This window comes from Streptomyces virginiae, from assembly GCF_041432505.1.
In the GTDB taxonomy this organism is placed as follows: Bacteria; Actinomycetota; Actinomycetes; order Streptomycetales; family Streptomycetaceae; genus Streptomyces; species Streptomyces virginiae_A.
The window spans coordinates 6277501-6300974 of record NZ_CP107871.1 but is presented as its reverse complement, the minus strand read 5'-3'; the positions used below and the strand labels follow the sequence as shown (position 1 = coordinate 6300974).

Here is a 23474-nt window from a genome sequence, read left to right as displayed (position 1 = left end):
CACGTCCTGAACATGTCACAGAATCACTGTCGGGCCCCTCTCGGCTGGCCAATCCGCTTATTGATCCTTTATCAAGATGATCACAGGCGTTGCACTGGCAATGCACAGTCATGGGGGATCAGAACAGTGAGCACCATCAGCATGCGCAAGACCGCCATCGCCGCCGTCGGCCTGGCGGTCGTCGGCAGCCTGGCCCTGACCGGCTGCGAGAACGGCGACGACGGGGCGACGGCGCAGCCGGCCTCGTCGGCCCCGGGCAGCGCCCCGGCCGCCTCCGCCGCCCCGACCGGCCCGTCCACCGACGCCGGCGCGGCCCCCGCCGGCGCCCCGGGCACGGCGAAGCCCGGGCAGGTCTTCAAGATCGGCGAGGCCGCGGAGGTCCCGTACGACTACGGGGACTTCAAGGGCAGCCGGATCGCCCTCACCGTCACCACGATCGAGCAGGGCACGCCCGCCGATCTGGAGGGGCTGGGCCTCGGGGACAAGGCGAACGGCAAGGTCCCGTACTACATCCGCTACACGGTCAAGAACATCGGCACCACGGACATGACGTACGCCTCGGTCGGCCACGTCAGCGGTCTGCTCGGCGACGGCACCCCGGCCCAGAGCCTGGCGGTCATCGGCAGGTTCGAGAAGTGCAAGGGCGAGTCCATGCCGAAGGGCTTCACCAACGGTCAGACCCAGACCACGTGCGCGATAGCCCTCGCTCCGTCGGCGCAGACGAAGGTGGCCGGGGCCGCGTACGGGGGCAACCCGTACAACGCGGCGAACAGGAGCGAGGCCATCACCTGGAAGTAAGCACCGTGCGCGGGCCCTGCGGGAGCTTCCCCAGGGCCCTCGACCGCCGCCCCGGCTCCTCGGCGGCCCACCGGCGTCACCTCCCCCCGGTGCGGGCCGCCGTAGGCCCTTGCCGGGGGCCGCGTGCGCGCCGTACCGGGTCCCTCCCGGCCCCCGCGGGGACCGGCACAATGAAGCCATGCCCGAAGGCGACAGCATCCGGCGCGCGGCGACCCGGCTCCACACCGTCCTCGCCGGCCGCGTGCTCACCCGCAGCGACCTGCGGGTCCCCCGCTTCGCCACCGCCGACCTCACCGGCCGCGTCACCCTCGACGTCACCCCTCGCGGCAAACACCTCCTCACGCGCTTCGAGGGCGGCCTCACCCTGCACAGCCACCTCCGGATGGACGGCGCCTGGCACGTCTTCGCCTCCGGCGAGAAGTGGCGCGGCGGCCCGGCCCACGAGATCCGGGCCGTCCTCGGCACGGCCGACCACACCGCCGTCGGCTATCGCCTCCCCGTCCTGGAGTTGATCCGCACCGCCGAGGAGGACCGCGTCGTGGGTCACCTGGGCCCCGACCTCCTCGGCCCGGACTGGGATCCGGACCTCGCCGCCGCGAACCTCGTCGCCGCCCCCGAGCGGGCCCTCGGCGAGGCCCTCCTCGATCAGCGCAACCTCGCCGGGATCGGCAACATCTACAAGGCCGAGCTCTGCTTCCTGGCCCAGGTCACACCGTGGACCCCGGTCGGCGCGCTCCCCGAGTCGACCCTCCCCCGGCTGGCCGCCGCCGCCCACCGGCTGCTGTCCGCGAACATCGGCGACCGGTCCGGGCACCGCAACACCACCGGCAGCCGTCGCCCCGGCCAGGACCTCTTCGTGTACGGCCGCGCGCACCGGCCCTGCCTGCGCTGCGGTACCCCCGTCCGCGAGGCCCCCCAGGACGGCCGCCCCACCTACTGGTGCCCCCGCTGCCAGCGGGGCCCGACCCCGTAGCGCACGGGAAGCGGCAGCGCACACCGATTGACGGTCCGTCAGATGCGGTCGTACGGTCCCGGCATGCCCACACCCACAGACCCGTACGGCCTCGTCGGCCGCACCGCCCTGATCACCGGCGCCGCGAGCGGCATCGGCCGCGCCACCGCCGCCCTGCTCGCCGAGGCGGGCGCGCACGTGCACTGCGCGGACCGCGACGAGCAGGGCCTCGCCGAGACGGCAGCCCTCGTCACCAAGGCCGGCGGGGCCGCCACCGTCCACCCTCTCGACGTCACCGACCGGGCCGCGGTCCGGGCGGCCGTCACCGCGGCGGGCCCGCTCGACATCGCGGCCGCCATCGCCGGGGTCATGCACACGAGCAGCGTCCTGGAGACGACCGACGAGGATCTCGACCGGATCCTGGACATCAATTTCAAGGGGGTCCTGCGCACCTGCCAGGAGGCCGCGCGCTCCATGATCGCGGCGGGTCGGCCGGGCTCCATCGTCACCATGGCTTCCGGGGCCGTGGACGCCGCCCAGCCGGGTCTGCTCTGCTACAGCGCCGCCAAGGCCGCCGTCGTCCAGCTGACCAGGACCCTCGCCACCGAGGCCGGCCCGCACGGCATACGGGTCAACGTCGTCGCCCCGGGCTGGATCCGCACCCCCATGACCGGCCGCCACAGCCCCGAGGTCCAGGAACGGACCGAGGCGGCGATGGTCCGCATGTCCCCGCTGCGCCGGGTCGGCGAGCCCGAGGACATCGCCCGGGCGGTGCTCTACCTGGCCTCGGACGCCTCGTCCTTCATGACGGGTCAGATCCTTCGCCCGAACGGTGGGGTGTCCATGCCCTGGTAGCCCCCTCGACCGCCCGTAGCGCCGAGCGCCGCGCCGTGCGCACCGGGCCCGGCACACAGTGCACCGGCAGCAGTCCCAGACCCCAGCCGCCCACCGCCACGGCGCCCTCCACGGCCCCGGACTCGGCGGGCGCCAGCAGGAGTCGCAGCACGGCCCACCACCACAGCGCCCCCACCGTCAAGGCGAGGACCGACACCGCGGGTATGCGCAGCAACCGCCGCACGACTGCCTCCCAGGGGCCGGAACCCGGACGGCCCCATCCTCCCGCACCCTCCGCGCCCCCGCACCCAGAACGGCCGGGAGCCCCGACCGGTGCACCAGGCACCGGCCGGGGCTCCGGCCACGCTCAAACACGCACGTGCTCACTCACGCGGCTACGACATTCACCGCTTCCGCAGGCGCCTTGATGGTCACCCGCTCCGGTCCACCCGTGACCGAAGCCATGGAGACCGAATTGAGCATCGGGCGGACCGGCACAGTGACCGGTTCGCTTGCCGCGGCCGACTGTGCCAGCTCGGCCAGCGACAGTTCGTCACTGACTTCGCGCATCAGCTCGGACATCCGTACGTCCAACGCGTCGCAGATCGCGGAGAGCAGCTCGGAGGATGCCTCCTTCTGCCCCCGCTCCACCTCGGAGAGATAGCCGAGCGAAACTCGGGCCGACGAGGAGACTTCGCGCAGAGTACGGCCCTGGCGCTGGCGCTGCCGACGCAGCACGTCACCCAGCAGGCGACGGAGCAGAATCATCGGTGGCTCCCTCCTCTGACCGTGTAGCCGCATCCTTCACGCCCCACCGTACCGCCTCGCGCCGCGGCCGTGCGGGGAGCGATGTCGTGTTCACTCAGGGCTGCAAACATCAAATCCCCCCGTTCTGTTCCGTATCCTGCCCCCGCGCATTCTCGCGGAGTTGGTCCGAGAGAAGCCTGAGCACTGTGCGTGCACTCTCCCTACGGATTTCCGCCCGGGAGCCTTTCAACCTCAGACGGACCGTTTTCCTGCTTGTCGGACCGTCCACCGCGACGAAAACGGTGCCCACCGGCTGCCCGTCCTGCGGCTCCGGACCGGCCACTCCGGTCGTCGAGATCCCCCACGAAGCGCCCATCACGCGCCGTACGCCGGCTGCCATCTCCGCCGCGACCTGCGCGTTCACCGCACCTTCGGCCTGGAGCAGTTCCGCGTCCACCCCGAGGACCAGGTGTTTGATCTCCGTCGCGTAGGCCGTGACCGAGCCGCGGAAGGATCGGGAGGCTCCGGGGACGGCCGTGAGCTCGGCGGCGACCATGCCGCCGGTCAGCGATTCCGCCACCGCGAGGGTCTGGTCACTCTCCGCAAGCAGGCGCAGCGCATCCGCAGCCACGTCGGTCACGTCCACCGCTCCCGGCGCGGCGTGTGCCGCCGGAAAATCCCCCGCGGCGTGGGTCACTTCGCGGCCCGCTCCGCGGCGAGACCCTGGCGGCGCAGCACGACCGCCTGACGGATGTAGTCCAAACCGGTGACGACGGTCAGCACGACGGCGATCGCCATCACCCAGAAGCGCATGGTCGCCAGCGCCCCGGTCAGTGCGAGGACGTACATGCCCACGGCCGTGCCCTGGGCGAGGGTCTTCATCTTTCCGCCCCGGCTGGCCGGAATCACTCCGTAGCGGATGACCCAGAACCGGAGCAGCGTGATCGCGAGCTCCCGTCCGAGGATCACCCCGGTCACCCACCAGGGGAGGTCACCGAGCCAGGAGAGACAGATCAGCGCCGACCCCATGATCGCCTTGTCGGCGATGGGGTCGGCGATCTTGCCGAAGTCCGTGACCAGGTTGTACGTCCGGGCCAGGTGCCCGTCGAAGATGTCCGTGATCATGGCGACGGCGAACGCGGCCCAGGCCCAGGCGCGCCAGGCCGGGTCGTAGCCGCCGTCGGCGAGCAGCAGCAGGACGAAGCCCGGCACGAGTACGAGCCGGATCATCGTCAGGATGTTGGCGATGTTCCACAGGCTGGCCTGATTGACCGCCGCGGCCCCCAGCTTCGCGCCGGGTACGGGCCGGCGGCCGGCCTCGCCCGCCGCAGATGCCGGGACTCCGGTCATCCGGCCGCCTCCTCAAGATCCATGCCGAGCGGCTCGGCCACCAGGTCCACACCCAGGGTGCCGACCACCTTTGCCGTGACGATACGCCCCGGGACCAGACCCGTGCTGTCCGTGAAGACCACCTGGCCGTCCGTTTCGGGTGCCTGGTGGGCAGCGCGGCCGTAGGCGCCCTCGCCGTCCTCGTCGACGGCCTCCACGGTCTCGACGAGCACTTCGAGAGTTTCCCCGATGCGCTCCTCGGCGCGCTGCGAGGTGAGCTCCTCGGCGAGCCGCTGCATGTGGGCCAGGCGCTCGGCGATGGTGTCCTCGTCCAGCTTGTTCTCGTAGGTGACGGCCTCGGTGCCGTCCTCGTCCGAGTAGCCGAAGACGCCGATGGCGTCGAGGCGCGCGTGGGTGAGGAAACGCTCCAGCTCGGCGAAGTCCGATTCCTTCTCGCCGGGGAAGCCGACGATGAAGTTGGAGCGGACGCCGGCCGTCGGGGCCTTGGAGCGGATGGTGTCCAGCAGCTCCAGGAAGCGGTCGGTGTCACCGAAGCGGCGCATGGAGCGCAGCACGTCGGGGGCCGAGTGCTGGAAGGACAGGTCGAAGTACGGCACGACCTTGGGGGTCGAGGTGAGTACGTCGATCAGGCCGGGTCGCATCTCGGCGGGCTGCAGGTAGCTGACGCGGACGCGCTCGATGCCGTCCACCTCGGCCAGCTCGGGCAGCAGGGTCTCCAGCAGCCGGATGTCGCCGAGGTCCTTGCCGTACGAGGTGTTGTTCTCGGAGACCAGCATGACCTCCTTGACGCCCTGCTCGGCGAGCCAGCGGGTCTCGCCCAGCACGTCGCTGGGGCGGCGGGAGATGAAGGAGCCGCGGAAGGACGGGATGGCGCAGAAGGAGCAGCGCCGGTCGCAGCCGGAGGCCAGCTTGACCGAGGCGACGGGGCTCTTGTCGAGGCGGCGACGCAGAGGCGCGCGCGGACCCGAGGCGGGCGCGAGCCCGTCCGGCAGGTCGGCGGGGGCCTCGGCGACCGGCTCCTGGGCGTGGCCCGGGAGGGAGACCTCGGCGGCCTGGCGCTCGGCCGGGCTGATCGGCAGCAGCTTGCGGCGGTCGCGCGGGGTGTGGGAGGCGTGGATGCCCCCGTTGAGGATGGTCTGGAGGCGGTCGGAGATGTCGGCGTAGTCGTCGAAACCGAGGACTCCGTCGGCCTCGGGGAGCGCTTCGGCGAGTTCCTTGCCGTAGCGCTCGGCCATACAGCCGACGGCGACGACGGCCTGGGTCTTGCCGTGATCCTTGAGATCGTTGGCTTCCAGCAGGGCGTCTACGGAGTCCTTCTTGGCGGCTTCGACGAAGCCGCAGGTGTTGACGACGGCTACGTCCGCATCGGCGGCGTCCTCGACGAGCTCCCAGCCATCCGCCGCCAAGCGGCCTGCGAGCTCCTCCGAGTCCACCTCGTTACGGGCGCAGCCAAGAGTGACAAGGGCGACGGTACGGCGTTCGGGCATGGACTCAAGACTACTTCGTCCCGGCGTCGGCCCCTGCCGCAAGTCCCCGTACGGCAAGATCCCCGGGGTGCGGCGCAGCACCCCGGGGATCCGGATCAAGCCTTCCGCCCTAGGGCGGTCCCGTGTCAGCCCGCCTGGGGCTGGTCCTGGAGAGGGTCGGCCTTCGTGTATTTCAGACGCTCCACCTGACCCGGCTGGAAGTCGTCCTTGATCTCCTTGCCGTTCACGAAGAGCTTCACGGCCCCGGCGTCGCCGAGCACGAGGTCGACGGACTCCTTGTCCGTGAAGGTCTTGGACTCACCCTGCGTGAGGGTGCCGTCGAAGAGCAGCCGGCCGGTGGAGTCCTTCGCGGAGATCCAGCTCTCGCCCGTGTCGGCCGTCAGGACCACGGTGACGAGGTCCTTGGGCGCGGCGGCGATCGCACTGTCCGAGGGCTCCGGCTTGGGCGCCTGCGGGGTCTGCTGGGGCGGTGCGGCCGGCTTGGCGCCGCTCTGCTTGGGTGCGGGCTTGGGGGAGGCGGAACCTTCCGCCACCGGGCGCTTGTCCTTCTCGTCGCCACCGCTGAAGGCGGTGAAGCCCACGAAGCCGATCACGGCGACGATGGCGGCGACCATGGCCGCGGTCCAGTTGGGCCGCTGCCGCTCGGGGCGGATCCGCTCGGCGTCGAACATCGGCGCGGCGGGCGTGGGTGCCGGCCGGCCGCCGTGGGCCGCGTCGTAGCTCTCGACCAGGGGTGCCGGATCGAGGCCCACGGCGCGGGCGAGCGTACGGATGTGACCGCGGGCGTAGACGTCGCCGCCGCACCGCGTGAAGTCGTCCTCTTCGATCGCGTGCACGATCGGGATGCGCACGCGGGTGGTGGAACTGACCTCGTCGACTGTGAGCCCGGCGGCGATCCGGGCCTTCTTGAGGGCCGTCCCGATGGACGGTCCTTCGACGGGACGCTCGACGATGCGGTCCTCGGACCGGTCGTCGGTCGAAGGCCGCTCTTCTTCGGGGGAGTTGGAGTTGCCGATGGACACGTGGGCGCCTTTCGAGCGTGTAGCCACCTGCTGGAAGTCCAGTCTAGGGGGGTGACGAAAGGGTGGAGCAACCGGAGGGTGCACTCCCTACGCCATCCGAATGGCGAAGGGAGGTCATGCTCGGGTGCGGCGGCCCGGCGCTGTGAGCCTTCTCGCGCGCCTACCGCCACCTCTCTTCAACTTGACGCGGGCCCAAGGGAAACGGTTGCCCGCGATTTCATTACGGATGGGCCTCGCCCCGGATCACGGCGAGCACTCCGTCCAGGTCATCGGCCTTCAGCAGGACGTCGCGCGCCTTCGAGCCCTCGCTCGGGCCGACGATGCCCCGCGACTCCATCAGGTCCATGAGCCGACCTGCCTTCGCGAAGCCCACCCGCAGCTTGCGCTGGAGCATCGAGGTGGACCCGAACTGCGTGGAGACCACCAGCTCCGCCGCCTGGCACAGCAGGTCCAGGTCGTCGCCGATGTCCTCGTCGATCTCCTTCTTCTGCTTCTGCCCGACGGTGACGTCGTCCCGGAAGACGGGCGCCATCTGGTCCTTGCAGTGCTGGACGATGCCGGCGATCTCGTCCTCGGTGACGAAGGCACCCTGGAGACGGACCGGCTTGTTGGCGCCCATCGGCAGGAACAGCCCGTCGCCCTTGCCGATCAGCTTCTCGGCACCCGGCTGGTCGAGGATGACCCGGCTGTCGGCGAGCGAGGAGGTGGCGAAGGCCAGGCGCGAGGGCACGTTCGCCTTGATCAGACCGGTGACCACGTCCACCGAGGGCCGCTGGGTGGCGAGCACCAGGTGGATGCCGGCCGCTCGGGCCAGCTGGGTGATGCGGACGATGGAGTCCTCGACGTCACGCGGGGCCACCATCATCAGGTCGGCCAGCTCGTCGACGATCACCAGCAGGTACGGGTAGGGGCTGAGCTCCCGCTCGCTGCCCGGCGGCAGTTTGATCTTGCCGTCCCGGATGGCCTGGTTGAAGTCGTCGATGTGCCGGTAGCCGAAGGCGGCGAGGTCGTCGTAGCGCAGGTCCATCTCGCGCACCACCCACTGGAGCGCCTCGGCGGCCCGCTTGGGGTTGGTGATGATCGGCGTGATCAGGTGCGGGATGCCCTCGTACGCCGTCAGCTCGACGCGCTTGGGGTCGACGAGGACCATCCGGACGTCCTCCGGGGTGGCCCGGACCATGACGGAGGTGATCAGGCAGTTGATGCAGGAGGACTTGCCGGAGCCGGTGGCGCCGGCGACCAGCACGTGCGGCATCTTGGCGAGGTTGGCCATCACGTAGCCGCCCTCGACGTCCTTGCCGAGCGCGACGAGCATCGGGTGGTCGTCCTCGGCCGCGTCCGCGAGGCGCAGGACGTCACCCAGGTTGACCATCTCGCGGTCGGTGTTCGGGATCTCGATGCCGACCGCGGACTTGCCCGGGATCGGGCTGATGATCCGGACGTCCGGCGAGGCCACCGCGTAGGCGATGTTCTTGGTCAGGGCGGTGATCCGCTCGACCTTGACCGCGGCGCCCAGGGTGACCTCGTAGCGGGTGACCGTCGGTCCCCGGGTGAAGCCGGTGACGTCCGCGTCGACCTTGAACTCGGTGAACACGTTGCGCAGGGAGGCGACCACCGCGTCGTTGGCGGCGCTGCGGGTCTTGCCGGGCCCGCCCTTCTCCAGCAGGTCGAGCGAGGGCAACGCGTACGTGATGTCCCCGCGCAGCTGGAGCTGTTCGGCGCGCGGCGGCAGCGCCTGGGTCTGCGGCGGGGCCTTGGTCAGGTCGGGCACCGACAGGGTCCCGGAGGCGGCCGCCGTGGTGGCGTGCGGCGGCCCGGCGGCGGGCTCGGCCGCGGGCCGGGCGGCACTCCCGGGCGCGCTCTCGGGGGTGCGGTCCGGTACGGGACGCTCCGGGCGGGCGCTCGGCACCGGAGTGGTGAGCTCCGCGCCCTCCCGCTCGGTGGTGATCCCCTGTGTGAGGTCGGCGACGAGCGGGGACGGCGGCATGCCGCCGTAGACCGCCCCGTCCAGCGCGGCGGCGGCCGCCGCGGCCACGTCGACGGCGTCCATCCCCCGATCCATGGCGGGCCGGGCCGGGCTCCTACGGGGCTTGCGCCGCCGGGCCAACGCCTCTTCCTCGGCCTCGTCCACCGGGTCGCCGGGGCCCTCGCCCACCGCACCACGGGCCCGCCACCGCTCCGGGTCGTGCCGCTCGCCGGCGACGCCCTCGTCCTCGCCGTAGCCCTCGTCGTACTCGTTCGGGGCGATGATCCCGAGCCGGATGCCGAGCCTGCGCAGCCGCTGCGGGATCGCGTTGACCGGGGTCGCGGTGACCACGAGCAGGCCGAAGATCGTGAGCAGCACCAGCATGGGCACGGCCAGCGGCGCGCCCATGGTGAAGATCAGCGGCTTGGAGGCGCCCCAGCCGATGAGCCCGCCCGCGTTCTGCATCGCGGTGGTGCCCTCGTCCCGGCCGGGCGCCCCGCAGGCGATGTGGACCAGGCCCAGGACGCCGATGACGAGGGCCGACAGCCCGATGCCGATGCGGCCGTTGGCATCGGTCTGCTCGGGATGGCGGATGAAACGGACCGCCATGACGCCGAGCAGGATCGGGACGAGCAGATCCAGCCGCCCGAAGAGACCGGTGATCAGCATCGTGACCAGATCCCCGACGGGACCGCTCAGGTTCGACCAGGTACCGGCGGCGACGATCAGCGCGAGGGCGAGCAGCAGCAGGGCCACGCCGTCCTTGCGGTGAGCGGGGTCGAGGTTCTTGGCCCCCTGGCCGATCCCGCGGAAGACGGCGCCGACCGCGTGCGCGCAGCCGAGCCAGAGCGCGCGCACCAACCGCACCACGCCCCCGGTCGGGGAAGGCGCGGGCTTGGCCACGGCCTTCTTGGCCGGGGCGCGCTTGGCGGCCGCGGGCTTCTTCGCCGCGGGCCTGCGCGCCGGCGCGGCCTTCTTCGCCGGCGCCGCCGTACGGCCGGTGCGGCCCTTCGCGGTGCCCGCCGTGCTCTGGGAACCCTTACCGGACGTACGTGAGGCCATGGGGCCGAGGTTACCGGTGCGCACGCCGGTGGACACGCGTGCCCACCCCTTCACCCGTTCGTGTCGTCGGCTCCGTAGGCGCTTTGACGCGCCGCCAGTACCGACCCCCGTACGGTCAGTTCTGCGCGGGCAGGGCCGGAGCCCCTCCGGCGGTCCCCGGCTCCAGCGCGTCGAGTGCCCGCCGCAGTCCGGTGAGTTTGCGCTCCAGGTGCGCCGCGGTCGCCACCACGCCGGCGTCGGCCGAATCCTCGCCGAGCTGCTTGGTCAGTGCCTCGGCCTGCTCCTCGACCGCCGCGAGGCGGGCGGAGAGCTCGGCCAGCAGTCCGGCCGTCTCCTTGCTCGCGTCCACGCCGCCGGAGCTGCCGCCTTCCAGCTGGAGCCGCAGCAGGGCCGCCTGCTCCCGCAGTTGGCAGTTCTTCGTGTACAGCTCCACGAAGACCGAGACCTTGGCCCGCAGCACCCACGGGTCGAAGGGCTTGGAGATGTAGTCGACCGCACCCGCCGCGTAGCCGCGGAACGTGTGGTGCGGACCGTGATTGATCGCGGTGAGGAAGATGATCGGGATGTCCCGGGTCCGTTCCCGCCGCTTGATGTGCGCGGCCGTTTCGAATCCGTCCATTCCCGGCATCTGGACATCCAGCAGGATGACCGCGAAATCGTCCGTCAGCAGCGCTTTGAGCGCTTCCTCCCCCGACGACGCCCGGACCAGTGTCTGATCGAGCGCGGAGAGGATGGCCTCCAGCGCCAGCAGATTCTCCGGCCGGTCGTCGACCAGGAGGATCTTGGCCTTCTGCACCATGCCCTGTCCTCCTCGCCCCGGCATGGGGCCTCCCCGGCTCCGGGCTCCGGCCTGTGCGCCGGGCCCCGCCCCAGAGGACGGCATCCTTGCGCCGTCCGTCCTTGTGCCGGTCATCGTAGCCCCAGTCCCGAGATCGCCACACCCTGTCACCAAGATGTCACTGTGCACGAAGCAGAAACGTGGTGGGAGAGCAGAAGGTTCCCCGTTCACCGCCCTCCCACACCGCATCGGGCACAGTGAGTCAGCGATCGTTGTCCTTCCGCCCTCCCGGCGATCACTTGCCGCGCATCCACTGCTCCATCACCGACAGCAGATAGTCGGGATCGACCGGCTTGGTGACGTAGTCGGAAGCACCGGAGTCGATCGCCTTCTCCCGGTCCCCCTTCATCGCCTTCGCCGTCAGCGCGATGATCGGCAGCCCCGCGAACTGCGGCATCCGCCGGATCGCCGAGGTCGTCGCGTACCCGTCCATCTCGGGCATCATGATGTCCATCAGCACGACCGTCACATCGTCGTGCTGCTCCAGGACTTCGATGCCCTCCCGCCCGTTCTCCGCGTACAGCACGGCCAGTCCGTGCTGCTCCAGCACGCTGGTGAGCGCGAAGACGTTGCGTACGTCGTCGTCGACGATGAGCACCCTCTCGCCGTGGAAGTCGTACGTCCGGGGCACCACCGGGAGCTCGTCCTCCGCGCTGCCCCAGCCGTCCTCGGCCCCCACGACGTTCGGCTGACCCGGCACCGCCGTACGCGGCTCCAGATCGCTCGCCGCCTTGCGCCGCCGCCGGAACAGCGCGGCCCCGCCGCCCTGCCCCTGCCCGGCCGGCTCGGCCGCCGACAGCGCCGGACGCACCGGCTGCGCCTGCACCGACGGCACGGCCGCCGGACCCGCCTGACTTCCCGGCAACGAGGGCCGGCCCCCGTCCAGGGACCTGCGGTACAGCTCGCCGCGGGCACCGCCGGGCGTCGGCGGCGCGTACCCCTGCGGCGGCAGCTCGCTGGGGTGCAGCGGCAGGTACAGCGTGAAGGTGGACCCGCGGCCGGGCTCGCTCGCCGCGTGGATCTCACCGCCCAGCAGCCGGGCGATCTCCCGGCTGATGGACAGCCCCAGCCCGGTGCCGCCGTACTTGCGGCTCGTCGTCCCGTCCGCCTGCTTGAACGCCTCGAAGATCACCAGCATCTTGCTCGCGGCGATCCCGATCCCGGTGTCGGTGACCGAGAAGGCGATCAGGTCCGCGTCCGCCTCCCGCAGCGATCCGGCCTCCAGCAGCTGCTCCCGGATCGCGGTGGGCACATCGGCGCCGGCCGGCCGGATCACCAGCTCCACCGCCCCGGTGTCGGTGAACTTCACCGCGTTCGACAGCAGGTTGCGCAGCACCTGCAGCAGCCGCTGCTCGTCGGTGTGCAGCGTGGCGGGCAGCTCCGGGGAGACCCGTACCGAGAAGTCCAGGCCCTTCTCCGCCGTCAGCGGCCGGAAGGTCGCCTCGACGTAGTCCACGAGCTGCACCAGCGCGATCCGGGTCGGCGAGACGTCCATCTTCCCGGCCTCGACCTTCGACAGGTCGAGGATGTCGTTGATGAGCTGCAGCAGGTCCGAACCCGCGCCGTGGATGGTCTCGGCGAACTCCACCTGCTTCGGCGAGAGGTTGCCCTCCGCGTTGTCGGCGAGCAGCTTGGCCAGGATCAGCAGCGAGTTGAGCGGGGTCCGCAGCTCGTGCGACATGTTCGCCAGGAACTCGGACTTGTAGCGCATCGAGACCGCGAGCTGCTCGGCGCGCTCCTCCAGGACCTGCCGGGCCTCCTCGATCTCGGTGTTCTTCACCTCGATGTCCCGGTTCTGCTGGGCCAGCAGCTCGGCCTTCTCCTCCAGCTCCGCGTTGGCGGCCTGCAGGGCCTTCTGCCGGTTCTCCAGCTCGTCGGAACGCTCGCGCAGCTGCTCGGTCATCTCCTGCGACTGCTTCAGCAGCATCTCCGTCTTGGAGTTGACGCTGATGGTGTTGACGCTCGTACCGATCATCTCGGCGATCTGGCTGAGGAAGTCCTTCTGGATCTGGGTGAAGGGCGTGAAGGAGGCCAGCTCGATGACGCCGAGCACCTTCCCCTCGAAGAGCACCGGCAGCACGATGACGTGCGCCGGCGGCGCCTCGCCGAGACCCGAGGAGATCTTCAGGTAGCCGGGCGGGGTGTTCTCGACGAGGATCATCCGCTTCTCCTCGGCGACCGCCCCGATCAGCCCCTCCCCCGGCCGGAAGGAGATGGGCATCTGACCGCCCGCGTACGCGTAACTCCCGCGCATCCGCAGCTCGTACGAACCGTCCGCGCCCCCCTCCGTCCCGATCTCGGTGGTACCGCCGGCCGGCAGCGCCAGGAAGAAGGCACCGTGCTGCGCGGAGACCACCGGGGTCAGCTCGCTCATGATCAGCGAGGCCACGTCGTCGAGCTCCCGACGGCCCTGCATCAGCGCGGAGATCCGGGCGAGGTTGCCCTTGAGCCAGTCCTGCTCCTTGTTCGCCAAGGTGGTGTCGCGCAGGTTCGCGATCATCGTGTTGATGTTGTCCTGGAGGACCTGGATCTCGCCCGCCGCGTCCACGTCGATCTTCAGGTTGAGGTCGCCGCGGGTCACCGCGGTGGCCACGGCCGCGATCGCGCGCACCTGCCGGGTGAGGTTCCCGGCCATCTCGTTCACGGACTCGGTCAGGTCCCGCCAGGTGCCGTCGACGTCCCGGACGCGCGCCTGGCCGCCCAGGATGCCCTCGGTACCCACCTCGCGGGCCACCCGGGTCACCTGGTCGGCGAAGGACGACAGCTGGTCGACCATCGTGTTGATGGTGGTCTTGAGCTCCAGGATCTCGCCGCGGGCGTCGATGTCGATCTTCTTGGTCATGTCGCCCTTGGCGATGGCGGTCGTGACCATGGCGATCTGGCGCACCTGACCGGTCAGGTTGGAGGCCATGAAGTTCACCGAGTCGGTGAGGTCCTTCCAGGTCCCCGAGACGCCCGGGACGTGCGCCTGACCGCCCAGGCGGCCCTCGGTGCCCACCTCGCGGGCCACCCGGGTCACCTCGTCCGCGAAGGACGAGAGGGTCTTCACCATCGTGTTGACGGTGTCGGCGAGCTGCGCGACCTCGCCGCGCGCCTCGACCGTCACCTTCTTCGTCAGGTCGCCGTTGGCGACCGCCGCCGAGACCTGGGAGATGTTGCGCACCTGCGAGGTCAGGTTGTTGGCCATCAGGTTGACGTTGTCGGTCAGGTCCTTCCAGATGCCCGTCACGCCGCGCACCCGGGCCTGGCCGCCGAGGATGCCCTCGGAGCCCACCTCACGGGCCACCCGCGTCACCTGCTCGGCGAACGACGACAGCTGGTCCACCATCGTGTTGACGGTGGTGACCAGTTCGAGGATCTCGCCCTTGGCGTCGACGGTGATCTTCTTGGAGAGGTCGCCCATGGCCACGGCCGTGGTCACCTCGGCGATGTTGCGCACCTGGGACGTCAGGTTGTTCGCCATGAAGTTGACGGACTGGGTGAGGTCCTTCCAGGTACCGGAGACCCCCTTCACCTCCGCCTGGCCGCCGAGGATGCCCTCGGTACCCACCTCGCGCGCCACCCGGGTCACCTGCTCCGCGAAGTTCGAGAGCTGGTCGACCATCGTGTTGAGGGTGTTCTTCAGCTCCAGGATCTCGCCCCGGGCGTCCACGTCGATCTTCTGCGAGAGGTCACCGCGGGCCACCGCCGTCGCGACCTGCGCGATGTTGCGCACCTGCGAGGTCAGGTTCCCGGCCATGCCGTTCACGGAGTCCGTCAGGTCACGCCACACGCCGGCCACACCGGGCACCTGCGCCTGACCGCCGAGGCGACCCTCGGTACCCACGTCCCGGGCCACCCGGGTCACCTGCTCGGCGAAGGCCGAGAGCTGGTCGACCATCGTGTTGATGGTGTTCTTCAGCTCCAGGATCTCGCCCCGGGCGTCCACGTCGATCTTCTGGGACAGGTCGCCCCGGGCCACCGCCGTCGTCACCTGGGCGATCTGACGCACCTGCGACGTCAGGTTCCCGGCCATGAAGTTGACGGAGTCGGTGAGCTCCTTCCAGGTGCCGGACACCCCCTCGACCCGGGCCTGGCCGCCGAGCCGGCCCTCCGTACCCACGTCCCGCGCCATCCGCGTGACCTGGTCGGCGAAGGAGGACAGCTGGTCCACCATCGTGTTCACGGTGTTCTTCAACTGGAGCATCTCGCCGGAGACGTCCACCGTGACCTTCTGCGACAGGTCGCCGTTGGCCACCGCCGTCGTCACCTGCGCGATGTTGCGCACCTGACCGGTGAGGTTGCGGAAGGCGGTGTTCACCGAGTCCGTGAGGTCCTTCCACGTCCCGGCCGCCCCCGGCACCTGCGCCTGGCCGCCCAGTTCACCCTCGACGCCGACCTCACGGGCCACACGCGTCACTTCAGCACCGAACGAGGACAGCTGGTCCACCATCGTGTTGACGGTGTTCTTCAGCTCCAGCATCTCGCCGGCCACGTCGACCGTGACCTTCTGCGACAGGTCACCGTTGGCCACCGCCGTCGTCACCTGCGCGATGTCCCGCACCTGGGTGGTGAGGTTACGGAAGACCGTGTTCACCGAGTCGGTGAGGTCCTTCCACGTACCCGCGGCCCCCGGCACCTGCGCCTGACCGCCGAGCAGACCCTTGGCCCCGACCTCGCTGGCCACACGCGTGACCTCGTCCGCGAAGGTCCGTAGCGTCTCGGTCATCTGGTTGATCGTTTCGGCCAGCTGCGCCACCTCGCCGCGCGCGCTCACCCGTACCTTCTGCGACAGGTCGCCGTTCGCGACCGCCGTGGTCACCTGCGCGATCCCGCGCACCTGGGCCGTCAGGTTCCCGGCCATGGTGTTGACCGAGTCGGTCAGGTCCTTCCACACGCCCGCGACCCCGGGCACCTTCGCCTGGCCGCCCAGCTCGCCCTCCGTACCCACCTCGCGGGCGACGCGGGTCACCTCGGAGGAGAAGGACGACAGCTGGTCCACCATCGTGTTCACGGTGTTCTTCAGCTGGAGCATCTCGCCGGCCACGTGCACCGTGACCTTGCGCGACAGATCGCCCTTGGCCACCGCCGTCGTGACGAGAGCGATGTCACGTACCTGAGCGGTGAGCCGGTACGCCATCGTGTTGACGGAGTCGGTCAGATCCTTCCAGGATCCCGACATCCCACGCACCTGGGCCTGACCACCGAGCTTGCCCTCGGTACCCACCTCCAGCGCCACCCGCGTCACCTCGTCGGTGAACGCCGACAGCTGGTCGACCAGGTTGTTGACCGTACGCCCGACCTTCAGGAACTCGCCGCGCAGCGGATGCCCGGCCCCCTCGGCCGCCTGCGTCCGCAGATCCATCCGCTGGTCCAGATCGCCCTCGGCCACCGCCGACAGCACCCGGCCCACCTCGGACACCGGTCGCGCGAGATCGTCCACCAACTGGTTCGAGGCGTCGATCGCGGCCGCCCAGGAGCCCTCACAGGCGCCCGTTTCCAGCCGTTCGCTCAGCTTTCCCTCGCGGCCCACCATCCTCCGTACCCGGGACAGCTCCCCGGTCAGGTGGAGATTTCGGTCGGCGACCTCGTTGTAGACGGCGGCGATCTCCGCCATCACGCCCTCGCCGGACACCGTCAGCCGCTTGCGGAAATTCCCGTCCCGCATCGACACCAGGGCCGTGAGCAGCCGGTTCAGAGCGGCGGTATCGACCTCCGTCGTGCCACTGCGCCGTGAACGACCGCCTTTCGGCCGCGTTCCCGTGCGCCGCACCGCTGCGCCAGACTCCACCGTGTCCCTCCCGAAAGGGTCGACCACATTTCCACCGGACGCCTGACTCGTCACAAGCCGGCTCTGCAAGCCTGCCCAGTGTTTCACCCTGGCCGAACCCGGCCATAACACTTCGGCACCATCGCACACCCGCCGTACCCTGCGGGTGGAATCCCTGACGACGGCACCATGCCGACCGCGAAGGTAAGTAACCTGGCACCCGATGTCCAACCGCGTCGAAGGAGACCAGTGATCACGGCACGGGCGGCTGCCAGCTTCGATCCCCTCGGGCGCTCGGTCGCCGCCGCCCGTGGATTCGTCCGCGACACCCTGCACGGCTGGGGCTTCGCGGACATCGTCGACGACGCGGTGGTGCTCACCAGCGAGCTCGTCACCAATGCCGTGGTCCACGCCGGCACCCGGGCCGAGGTGCTGTGCCTGCGCGCCGACGGCGGCGTACGCGTCGAGGTCGCCGACCGGTATCCGGAGCGCGAGCTCCCGCTCCAGCACCCCGGCGAACGCCCCTACGCCGACCCCGACCGCGAGAACGGCCGCGGCCTGATGCTGTGCGCCGCCCTCGCCACCCGCTGGGGCGTCGAGTACACCGCCACACACAAGCACGTGTGGTTCCGCCTCGACCTGCCAGACCGGCCGGTCGGTACCCGGTCCGCGGGCCCTGTGGTCCCCGACCAGCTGCTGCCCTTGGCCGACAGCCGGGTCCGCGTCGCCGTCCTCCAGATCGACTCGGACGACGCGATCTCCGCCTGGAACGAGGACGCCGAGCACATCTTCGGCCACCCCGCCGAGAAGGCCCTCGGCCGCCCGCTCGCCGAGCTCGCCGCCTGGCCGCAGACCCCCGGCACCGGCACCGGCATCGCCGAGGCCCTGCGCCTGTCCCGCTGGGAGGGCAGCTACGGCGTCCGCGGCGCCGACGGCCGCGTCATCCCCGTCTTCGCCTCGCACCTGCGGGTCCGCGACGCCCACGGCGAACCGTCCATCGTCTGCCTCCTCGTCCACGACGACGAGCGGGCCGTGCTCCAGACCCCGGTACGGGTGCCCACGAGCGACAGCGGCCATTTCACCGATCCCCGCCCCACGGACCCCTTCGAGGTCTTCATCGGCTCCCCGGCCCCCGACGACCTCGACGGCCTCCTCCAGCGCACCGTGGAACGCGCCCGCGACCTCCTCGACGCCGATGCCGCCTTCCTGCTGCTCGCCACCGACGACGAGACCGAGCTGGAGGTCCGCGCCACCACCGGCCTGCCCTCCACCCGCCAGCGCTTCGCCCGTGTCCCCGTCGAAGCCGGCACCAACCGCTACGGCTCCGCCCGCATGCCCGCCGTCCACGACGACCTCATCGCCTCCCCCGGAGCCGTTCCGCTCCTGGAGGCCACCGGCATGCGCTCCGCGGTCACCGTCCCCCTGAAGGTGGAGGGCCGTCTCACCGGCTCCCTCGGCGTCGCAGCCGAGACTCCCGGCCGCTACTCCAACGAAGAGGCCCTGCACCTGCAGTTCGCCGCCGACCGCATCGCCCTCGCCGTCGAGTCCGCCCGCCTCGGTGAACTGGAGCGACTGCGCCGCGGTTCCCTCTCCTTCCTCGTCGAGGCCTCCGACCTGCTGGCCGGCACCCTCGACCGGGACCAGACCCTGGCCCTGATGGCCCAGATGACCGTCCCGACCCTCGCCACCTGGTGCGCCGTCTACACGATCGCCGACCAGTCCTCCGACCCGTACCTCTCCTACGTCCTCCACGAGGACGAGGAGCGCATCGACGGCCTCAAGGAGCTGCTCTCCCGGGTCAGTCCGCCCGAGCCGGTCCGTGAGGCGGGCGCCCGTCCGTGGGCCGAGGCCACGACCGCGGTCGGTGGGGAGACGGTGGTTCTGCCCCTCCTCGCCCGCAACCGCGTGATCGGCATGCTCACCCTCGGCAAGCCGCGCGAGGAGCACTTCCGCCAGGAGATCCTCGAGCTGGCCGAGGATCTCTCTCGCCGGGCCGCCCTGGCCCTCGACAACGCCCGCCTGTACTCGGAGCGCACCGCGATCAGCCGCTCCCTCCAGCGCAGCCTGCTGCCGCCCGGCTCCCCCGCGATCCCCGGCATGGAGGTCGAGGTCATCTACCGCGCGGCCGGCGAGGGCAACGAGGTCGGCGGCGACTTCTACGACGTCTTCCCGATCCGCGACGGCGCGTACGGCTTCGCCATCGGCGACGTCTGCGGCACGGGCCCGGAAGCCGCGGCCGTCACCGGCCTCGCCCGGCACGCCCTGCGTCTGCTGGCCCGTGAGGGCCTCGGCGGCCCGGCGGTCCTCGAGCGCCTCAACGCGGCCATCCTCGACGAGGGCGCCCGCAGTCGCTTCCTCACCCTTCTGTACGGCGAGCTCCACCCCCAGCCCGACGGCGGCGCCCTGATGAAGGTCGTCTGCGCGGGCCATCCGCTGCCGCTGCGCCTACGTCCGAACGGCCAGGTCGACGCGGCCGCGGATCCGCAGCCGCTGCTCGGTGTGATCGAGGACCTGGACCTCTACGAGCAGACCCTCACCCTCGACCCCGGCGACGTGCTGCTCTGCGTCACCGACGGCGTGACCGAACGCCGTGAGGGCACCCGCATGCTGGGCGACGACGGCCTCACCGAGGTCCTCACCACCTGTACGGGGCTGACCGCGGGCGCGGTCGCCTCCCGCGTCCTGCGCGCGGTGGAACGCTTCGCCGCCGAACCCGCCTCGGACGACATGGCGATCCTCGCCTTCCGTGTCCCGGAACAGCGCGTGGGCGAATAGCCGGCGCGTCCCTCGGCGAGAAACCTGGGCCCGGCGGATGCCGAGCCCAGGTTTCGGGTCGTACGAGTCGGTGGCCGCTCGGCGTTCACCCCGGCCGGGCCGGTGTGATCCGACGGGTGGCGGAGCGCAGGGCGAAGGCCATCACCAGTTCGAAGACGCCCAGCAGGACGAGCCAGAGTCCCAGAAGCCGCGTCAGGGCCACGGCGGAGTCCACGGGGAAGCAGAGCACGACGATGCCGGCGACGGCACCGAGAGCTCCCAGGCCGAACTGCAGGCCGCGGTGCACGAGGGTGTGATCGGCGATCGCCGTGAACGCCGCGAGCACTCCGGACAGCAACCAGAACACCCCGATGATCAAGGACAGCGCGCCGATCGTCTGCATCGGATGACGCAGGACCAGGACGCCCGCCAGGAAGGCGAGCATGGCGATCAGGACACCCGCCAGCCTGCTGCCGCCGTCCCTGCTGTGCGAAAAGGCGGTGACGAAGCGGAAGGCACCCGCCACCAGGAGCTGCAGGCCGATGATGACGGCCAGGATGTGCAGCGTCTCGTCGGGCCAGACGAGCACCAGAATGCCGGGGATCAGGGTCGCGAGGGCGAAACCGAGAGCCCAGTGCCACGTGCTGCCGAGGTGCTTCAGGACATCCTCGGGATCGTTCTGCGTGTGCTGTGGTGCCGCTGCGTCGGGGGGTACGGTCATCACGCCTCCTGGGCCAACCGAGCGGCCCGTGGGGGCACCTCGAAGCCGCCGGAACGTACCTTATCTACCCTTCACATCCATGGTAGGCAGCTCGGCCACGGCCCGCCCCTCCGGCTCGGAGAGCGCCCCGCGGCCGGCCGTTCGGACGGCAACACGTCCGTGCCGGAAAACAAAAAAGGCCCCCGCCAATTGGCGGGGGCCTTTTCAAGTGGAGCCCTTTAACGGAATCGAACCGTTGACCTTCTCCTTACCATGGAGACGCTCTACCGACTGAGCTAAAAGGGCGGGTTGTTCGGCGGCGTCCTACTCTCCCACAGGGTCCCCCCTGCAGTACCATCGGCGCTGAAAGGCTTAGCTTCCGGGTTCGGAATGTAAACCGGGCGTTTCCCTAACGCTATGACCACCGAAACACTATGAAATTTGAACATGCTGGTGTTGACACAGCTGTTCGTTATTTCAGAACTAACACAGTGGACGCGAGCAACTGAGGACAAGCCCTCGGCCTATTAGTACCAGTCAGCTTCACCCGTTACCGGGCTTCCACATCTGGCCTATCAACCCAGTCGTCTACTGGGAGCCTTACCCTCTCAAGGAGGTGGGAATACTCATCTTGAAGCAGGCTTCCCGCTTAGATGCTTTCAGCGGTTATCCCTCCCGAACGTAGCCAACCAGCCATGCCCTTGGCAGGACAACTGGCACACCAGAGGTTCGTCCGTCCCGGTCCTCTCGTACTAGGGACAGCCCTTCTCAATATTCCTACGCGCACAGCGGATAGGGACCGAACTGTCTCACGACGTTCTAAACCCAGCTCGCGTACCGCTTTAATGGGCGAACAGCCCAACCCTTGGGACCGACTCCAGCCCCAGGATGCGACGAGCCGACATCGAGGTGCCAAACCATCCCGTCGATATGGACTCTTGGGGAAGATCAGCCTGTTATCCCCGGGGTACCTTTTATCCGTTGAGCGACGGCGCTTCCACAAGCCACCGCCGGATCACTAGTCCCGACTTTCGTCCCTGCTCGACCCGTCGGTCTCACAGTCAAGCTCCCTTGTGCACTTACACTCAACACCTGATTGCCAACCAGGCTGAGGGAACCTTTGGGCGCCTCCGTTACCCTTTGGGAGGCAACCGCCCCAGTTAAACTACCCATCAGACACTGTCCCTGATCCGGATCACGGACCGAGGTTAGACATCCAGCACGACCAGAGTGGTATTTCAACGGCGACTCCACAACCACTGGCGTGGCTGCTTCAAAGTCTCCCACCTATCCTACACAAGCCGAACCGAACACCAATATCAAACTGTAGTAAAGGTCCCGGGGTCTTTCCGTCCTGCTGCGCGAAACGAGCATCTTTACTCGTAGTGCAATTTCACCGGGCCTATGGTTGAGACAGTCGAGAAGTCGTTACGCCATTCGTGCAGGTCGGAACTTACCCGACAAGGAATTTCGCTACCTTAGGATGGTTATAGTTACCACCGCCGTTTACTGGCGCTTAAGTTCTCAGCTTCGCAACCCCGAAAGGTCACTAACCGGTCCCCTTAACGTTCCAGCACCGGGCAGGCGTCAGTCCGTATACATCGCCTTACGGCTTCGCACGGACCTGTGTTTTTAGTAAACAGTCGCTTCTCGCTGGTCTCTGCGGCCACCCCCAGCTCACGGAGCAAGTCCGATCACCAGTGATGGCCCCCCTTCTCCCGAAGTTACGGGGGCATTTTGCCGAGTTCCTTAACCATAGTTCACCCGAACGCCTCGGTATTCTCTACCTGACCACCTGAGTCGGTTTAGGGTACGGGCCGCCATGAAACTCGCTAGAGGCTTTTCTCGACAGCATAGGATCATCCACTTCACCACAATCGGCTCGGCATCAGGTCTCAGCCTTGATGAGGGACGGATTTGCCTACCCCTCGGCCTACACCCTTACCCCGGGACTACCACCGCCCGGGCTGGACTACCTTCCTGCGTCACCCCATCGCTTACCTACTACAAGTCTGGTTCGTCGGCTCCACCACTTTCCTTTCCCCGAAGGGTCCGGAACGGCTTCACGGACTTAGCATCGCCTGATTCGATATTGGGCGTTTCAAAGCGGGTACCGGAATATCAACCGGTTGTCCATCGACTACGCCTGTCGGCCTCGCCTTAGGTCCCGACTTACCCTGGGCAGATCAGCTTGACCCAGGAACCCTTAGTCAATCGGCGCACACGTTTCTCACGTGTGTATCGCTACTCATGCCTGCATTCTCACTCGTGAACCGTCCACAACTAGCTTCCGCTGCTGCTTCACCCGGCACACGACGCTCCCCTACCCATCACAGCGGGCGTTGGCCCTATTGCTGCAATGACACGACTTCGGCGGTACGCTTGAGCCCCGCTACATTGTCGGCGCGGAATCACTTGACCAGTGAGCTATTACGCACTCTTTCAAGGGTGGCTGCTTCTAAGCCAACCTCCTGGTTGTCTCTGCGACTCCACATCCTTTCCCACTTAGCGTACGCTTAGGGGCCTTAGTCGATGCTCTGGGCTGTTTCCCTCTCGACCATGGAGCTTATCCCCCACAGTCTCACTGCCGTGCTCTCACTTACCGGCATTCGGAGTTTGGCTAAGGTCAGTAACCCGGTAGGGCCCATCGCCTATCCAGTGCTCTACCTCCGGCAAGAAACACACGACGCTGCACCTAAATGCATTTCGGGGAGAACCAGCTATCACGGAGTTTGATTGGCCTTTCACCCCTAACCACAGGTCATCCCCCAGGTTTTCAACCCTGGTGGGTTCGGTCCTCCACGAAGTCTTACCTCCGCTTCAACCTGCCCATGGCTAGATCACTCCGCTTCGGGTCTAGAGCGTGCAACTCAATCGCCCTGTTCGGACTCGCTTTCGCTACGGCTTCCCCACACGGGTTAACCTCGCTACACACCGCTAACTCGCAGGCTCATTCTTCAAAAGGCACGCAGTCACGACTGTATGTGCAAGCACATACAGCGACGCTCCCACGGCTTGTAGGCACACGGTTTCAGGTACTATTTCACTCCGCTCCCGCGGTACTTTTCACCATTCCCTCACGGTACTATCCGCTATCGGTCACCAGGGAATATTTAGGCTTAGCGGGTGGTCCCGCCAGATTCACACGGGATTTCTCGGGCCCCGTGCTACTTGGGAGATTCTTAAGCAAGCCGCTGATGTTTCGTCTACGGGGG

13 protein-coding genes, 1 tRNA gene and 2 rRNA genes (1 of these 16 running past the window's edge) are annotated in these 23474 nt (G+C 68.9%); 4 read left to right on the top strand and 12 right to left on the bottom strand.

Annotated features, from left to right (window positions below):
* Positions 1-126 precede the first annotated feature (126 nt).
* From OG624_RS29395 to OG624_RS29385, 3 genes are all read left to right on the top strand, one after another.
* Positions 127-798: a hypothetical protein gene (locus OG624_RS29395; RefSeq protein ID WP_051763001.1), complete on the top strand. Its 672-nt coding sequence runs from the start codon at positions 127-129 to the stop codon at positions 796-798.
* 178 nt (positions 799-976) lie between these two features.
* Positions 977-1771 (top strand): DNA-formamidopyrimidine glycosylase family protein, encoded by a 795-nt coding sequence (locus tag OG624_RS29390; RefSeq protein WP_033217367.1) that lies wholly within the window; start codon positions 977-979, stop codon positions 1769-1771.
* Positions 1772-1834: 63 nt separating this feature from the next.
* Entirely contained in the window at positions 1835-2605 is a 771-nt protein-coding gene (locus tag OG624_RS29385; RefSeq protein ID WP_033217815.1) for an SDR family NAD(P)-dependent oxidoreductase, read from the top strand.
* A gap of 366 nt (positions 2606-2971) precedes the next feature.
* Here OG624_RS29385 and OG624_RS29380 read toward each other — a convergent pair whose 3' ends face one another.
* From OG624_RS29380 to OG624_RS29345, 8 genes are all read right to left on the bottom strand, one after another.
* The gene (locus OG624_RS29380) at positions 2972-3352 is read right to left on the bottom strand and encodes a helix-turn-helix domain-containing protein (protein ID WP_033217365.1); all 381 of its coding nucleotides are present in this window, start codon (positions 3350-3352) and stop codon (positions 2972-2974) included.
* A gap of 109 nt (positions 3353-3461) precedes the next feature.
* A complete protein-coding gene (locus OG624_RS29375) occupies positions 3462-3971 on the bottom strand; it encodes a CinA family protein (RefSeq protein WP_033217813.1) in 510 nt (169 codons plus the stop codon).
* A 53-nt stretch (positions 3972-4024) separates the two neighbouring features.
* Positions 4025-4681, bottom strand: coding sequence for a CDP-diacylglycerol--glycerol-3-phosphate 3-phosphatidyltransferase (pgsA, locus tag OG624_RS29370; protein WP_033217363.1), 657 nt, complete (start codon positions 4679-4681; stop codon positions 4025-4027).
* Positions 4678-6168, bottom strand: a complete 1491-nt coding sequence (gene rimO, locus OG624_RS29365) for a 30S ribosomal protein S12 methylthiotransferase RimO (RefSeq protein ID WP_033217361.1) — start codon at positions 6166-6168, stop codon at positions 4678-4680. The genes pgsA and rimO overlap by 4 nt, the downstream gene beginning before the upstream one ends.
* Positions 6169-6293: 125 nt before the next feature.
* A complete protein-coding gene (locus OG624_RS29360) occupies positions 6294-7190 on the bottom strand; it encodes a helix-turn-helix domain-containing protein (RefSeq protein ID WP_033217359.1) in 897 nt (298 codons plus the stop codon).
* A gap of 220 nt (positions 7191-7410) precedes the next feature.
* Positions 7411-10218, bottom strand: coding sequence for an FtsK/SpoIIIE family DNA translocase (locus OG624_RS29355; protein WP_051763033.1), 2808 nt, complete (start codon positions 10216-10218; stop codon positions 7411-7413).
* Positions 10219-10333: 115 nt separating this feature from the next.
* Complete coding sequence (locus OG624_RS29350) at positions 10334-11017, bottom strand: response regulator (RefSeq protein WP_033217358.1); 684 nt, start codon at positions 11015-11017, stop codon at positions 10334-10336.
* A gap of 274 nt (positions 11018-11291) precedes the next feature.
* The gene (locus OG624_RS29345; protein WP_208869316.1) at positions 11292-16826 is read right to left on the bottom strand and encodes a HAMP domain-containing protein; all 5535 of its coding nucleotides are present in this window, start codon (positions 16824-16826) and stop codon (positions 11292-11294) included.
* A gap of 168 nt (positions 16827-16994) precedes the next feature.
* Here OG624_RS29345 and OG624_RS29340 point away from each other — a divergent pair, with 168 nt between their 5' ends.
* Positions 16995-19580 (top strand): SpoIIE family protein phosphatase, encoded by a 2586-nt coding sequence (locus tag OG624_RS29340; protein ID WP_063734033.1) that lies wholly within the window; start codon positions 16995-16997, stop codon positions 19578-19580.
* A gap of 85 nt (positions 19581-19665) precedes the next feature.
* Here OG624_RS29340 and OG624_RS29335 read toward each other — a convergent pair whose 3' ends face one another.
* From OG624_RS29335 to OG624_RS29320, 4 genes are all read right to left on the bottom strand, one after another.
* Positions 19666-20280, bottom strand: coding sequence for an HdeD family acid-resistance protein (locus OG624_RS29335; RefSeq protein ID WP_033217356.1), 615 nt, complete (start codon positions 20278-20280; stop codon positions 19666-19668).
* Between the two features lie 209 nt (positions 20281-20489).
* Positions 20490-20565: transfer RNA gene (locus tag OG624_RS29330), tRNA-Thr, on the bottom strand.
* A gap of 5 nt (positions 20566-20570) precedes the next feature.
* Positions 20571-20688: ribosomal RNA gene (gene rrf, locus OG624_RS29325) — 5S ribosomal RNA — on the bottom strand.
* Between the two features lie 78 nt (positions 20689-20766).
* Positions 20767-23474: ribosomal RNA gene (locus tag OG624_RS29320) — 23S ribosomal RNA — on the bottom strand (it continues 415 nt past the right edge of the window).

What these genes read in the sequence shown, in the direction of transcription:
- OG624_RS29355 (WP_051763033.1), bottom strand. Translation starts at nt 10,218, where the DNA reads ATGGCCTCACGTACGTCCGGTAAGGGTTCCCAGAGCACGGCGGGCACC.
- OG624_RS29390 (WP_033217367.1), top strand. Translation starts at nt 977, where the DNA reads ATGCCCGAAGGCGACAGCATCCGGCGCGCGGCGACCCGGCTCCACACC.
- OG624_RS29335 (WP_033217356.1), bottom strand. Translation starts at nt 20,280, where the DNA reads ATGACCGTACCCCCCGACGCAGCGGCACCACAGCACACGCAGAACGAT.
- OG624_RS29350 (WP_033217358.1), bottom strand. Translation starts at nt 11,017, where the DNA reads ATGGTGCAGAAGGCCAAGATCCTCCTGGTCGACGACCGGCCGGAGAAT.
- OG624_RS29340 (WP_063734033.1), top strand. Translation starts at nt 16,995, where the DNA reads ATGCCGACCGCGAAGGTAAGTAACCTGGCACCCGATGTCCAACCGCGT.
- pgsA (WP_033217363.1), bottom strand. Translation starts at nt 4,681, where the DNA reads ATGACCGGAGTCCCGGCATCTGCGGCGGGCGAGGCCGGCCGCCGGCCC.
- OG624_RS29385 (WP_033217815.1), top strand. Translation starts at nt 1,835, where the DNA reads ATGCCCACACCCACAGACCCGTACGGCCTCGTCGGCCGCACCGCCCTG.
- OG624_RS29380 (WP_033217365.1), bottom strand. Translation starts at nt 3,352, where the DNA reads ATGATTCTGCTCCGTCGCCTGCTGGGTGACGTGCTGCGTCGGCAGCGC.
- rimO (WP_033217361.1), bottom strand. Translation starts at nt 6,168, where the DNA reads ATGCCCGAACGCCGTACCGTCGCCCTTGTCACTCTTGGCTGCGCCCGT.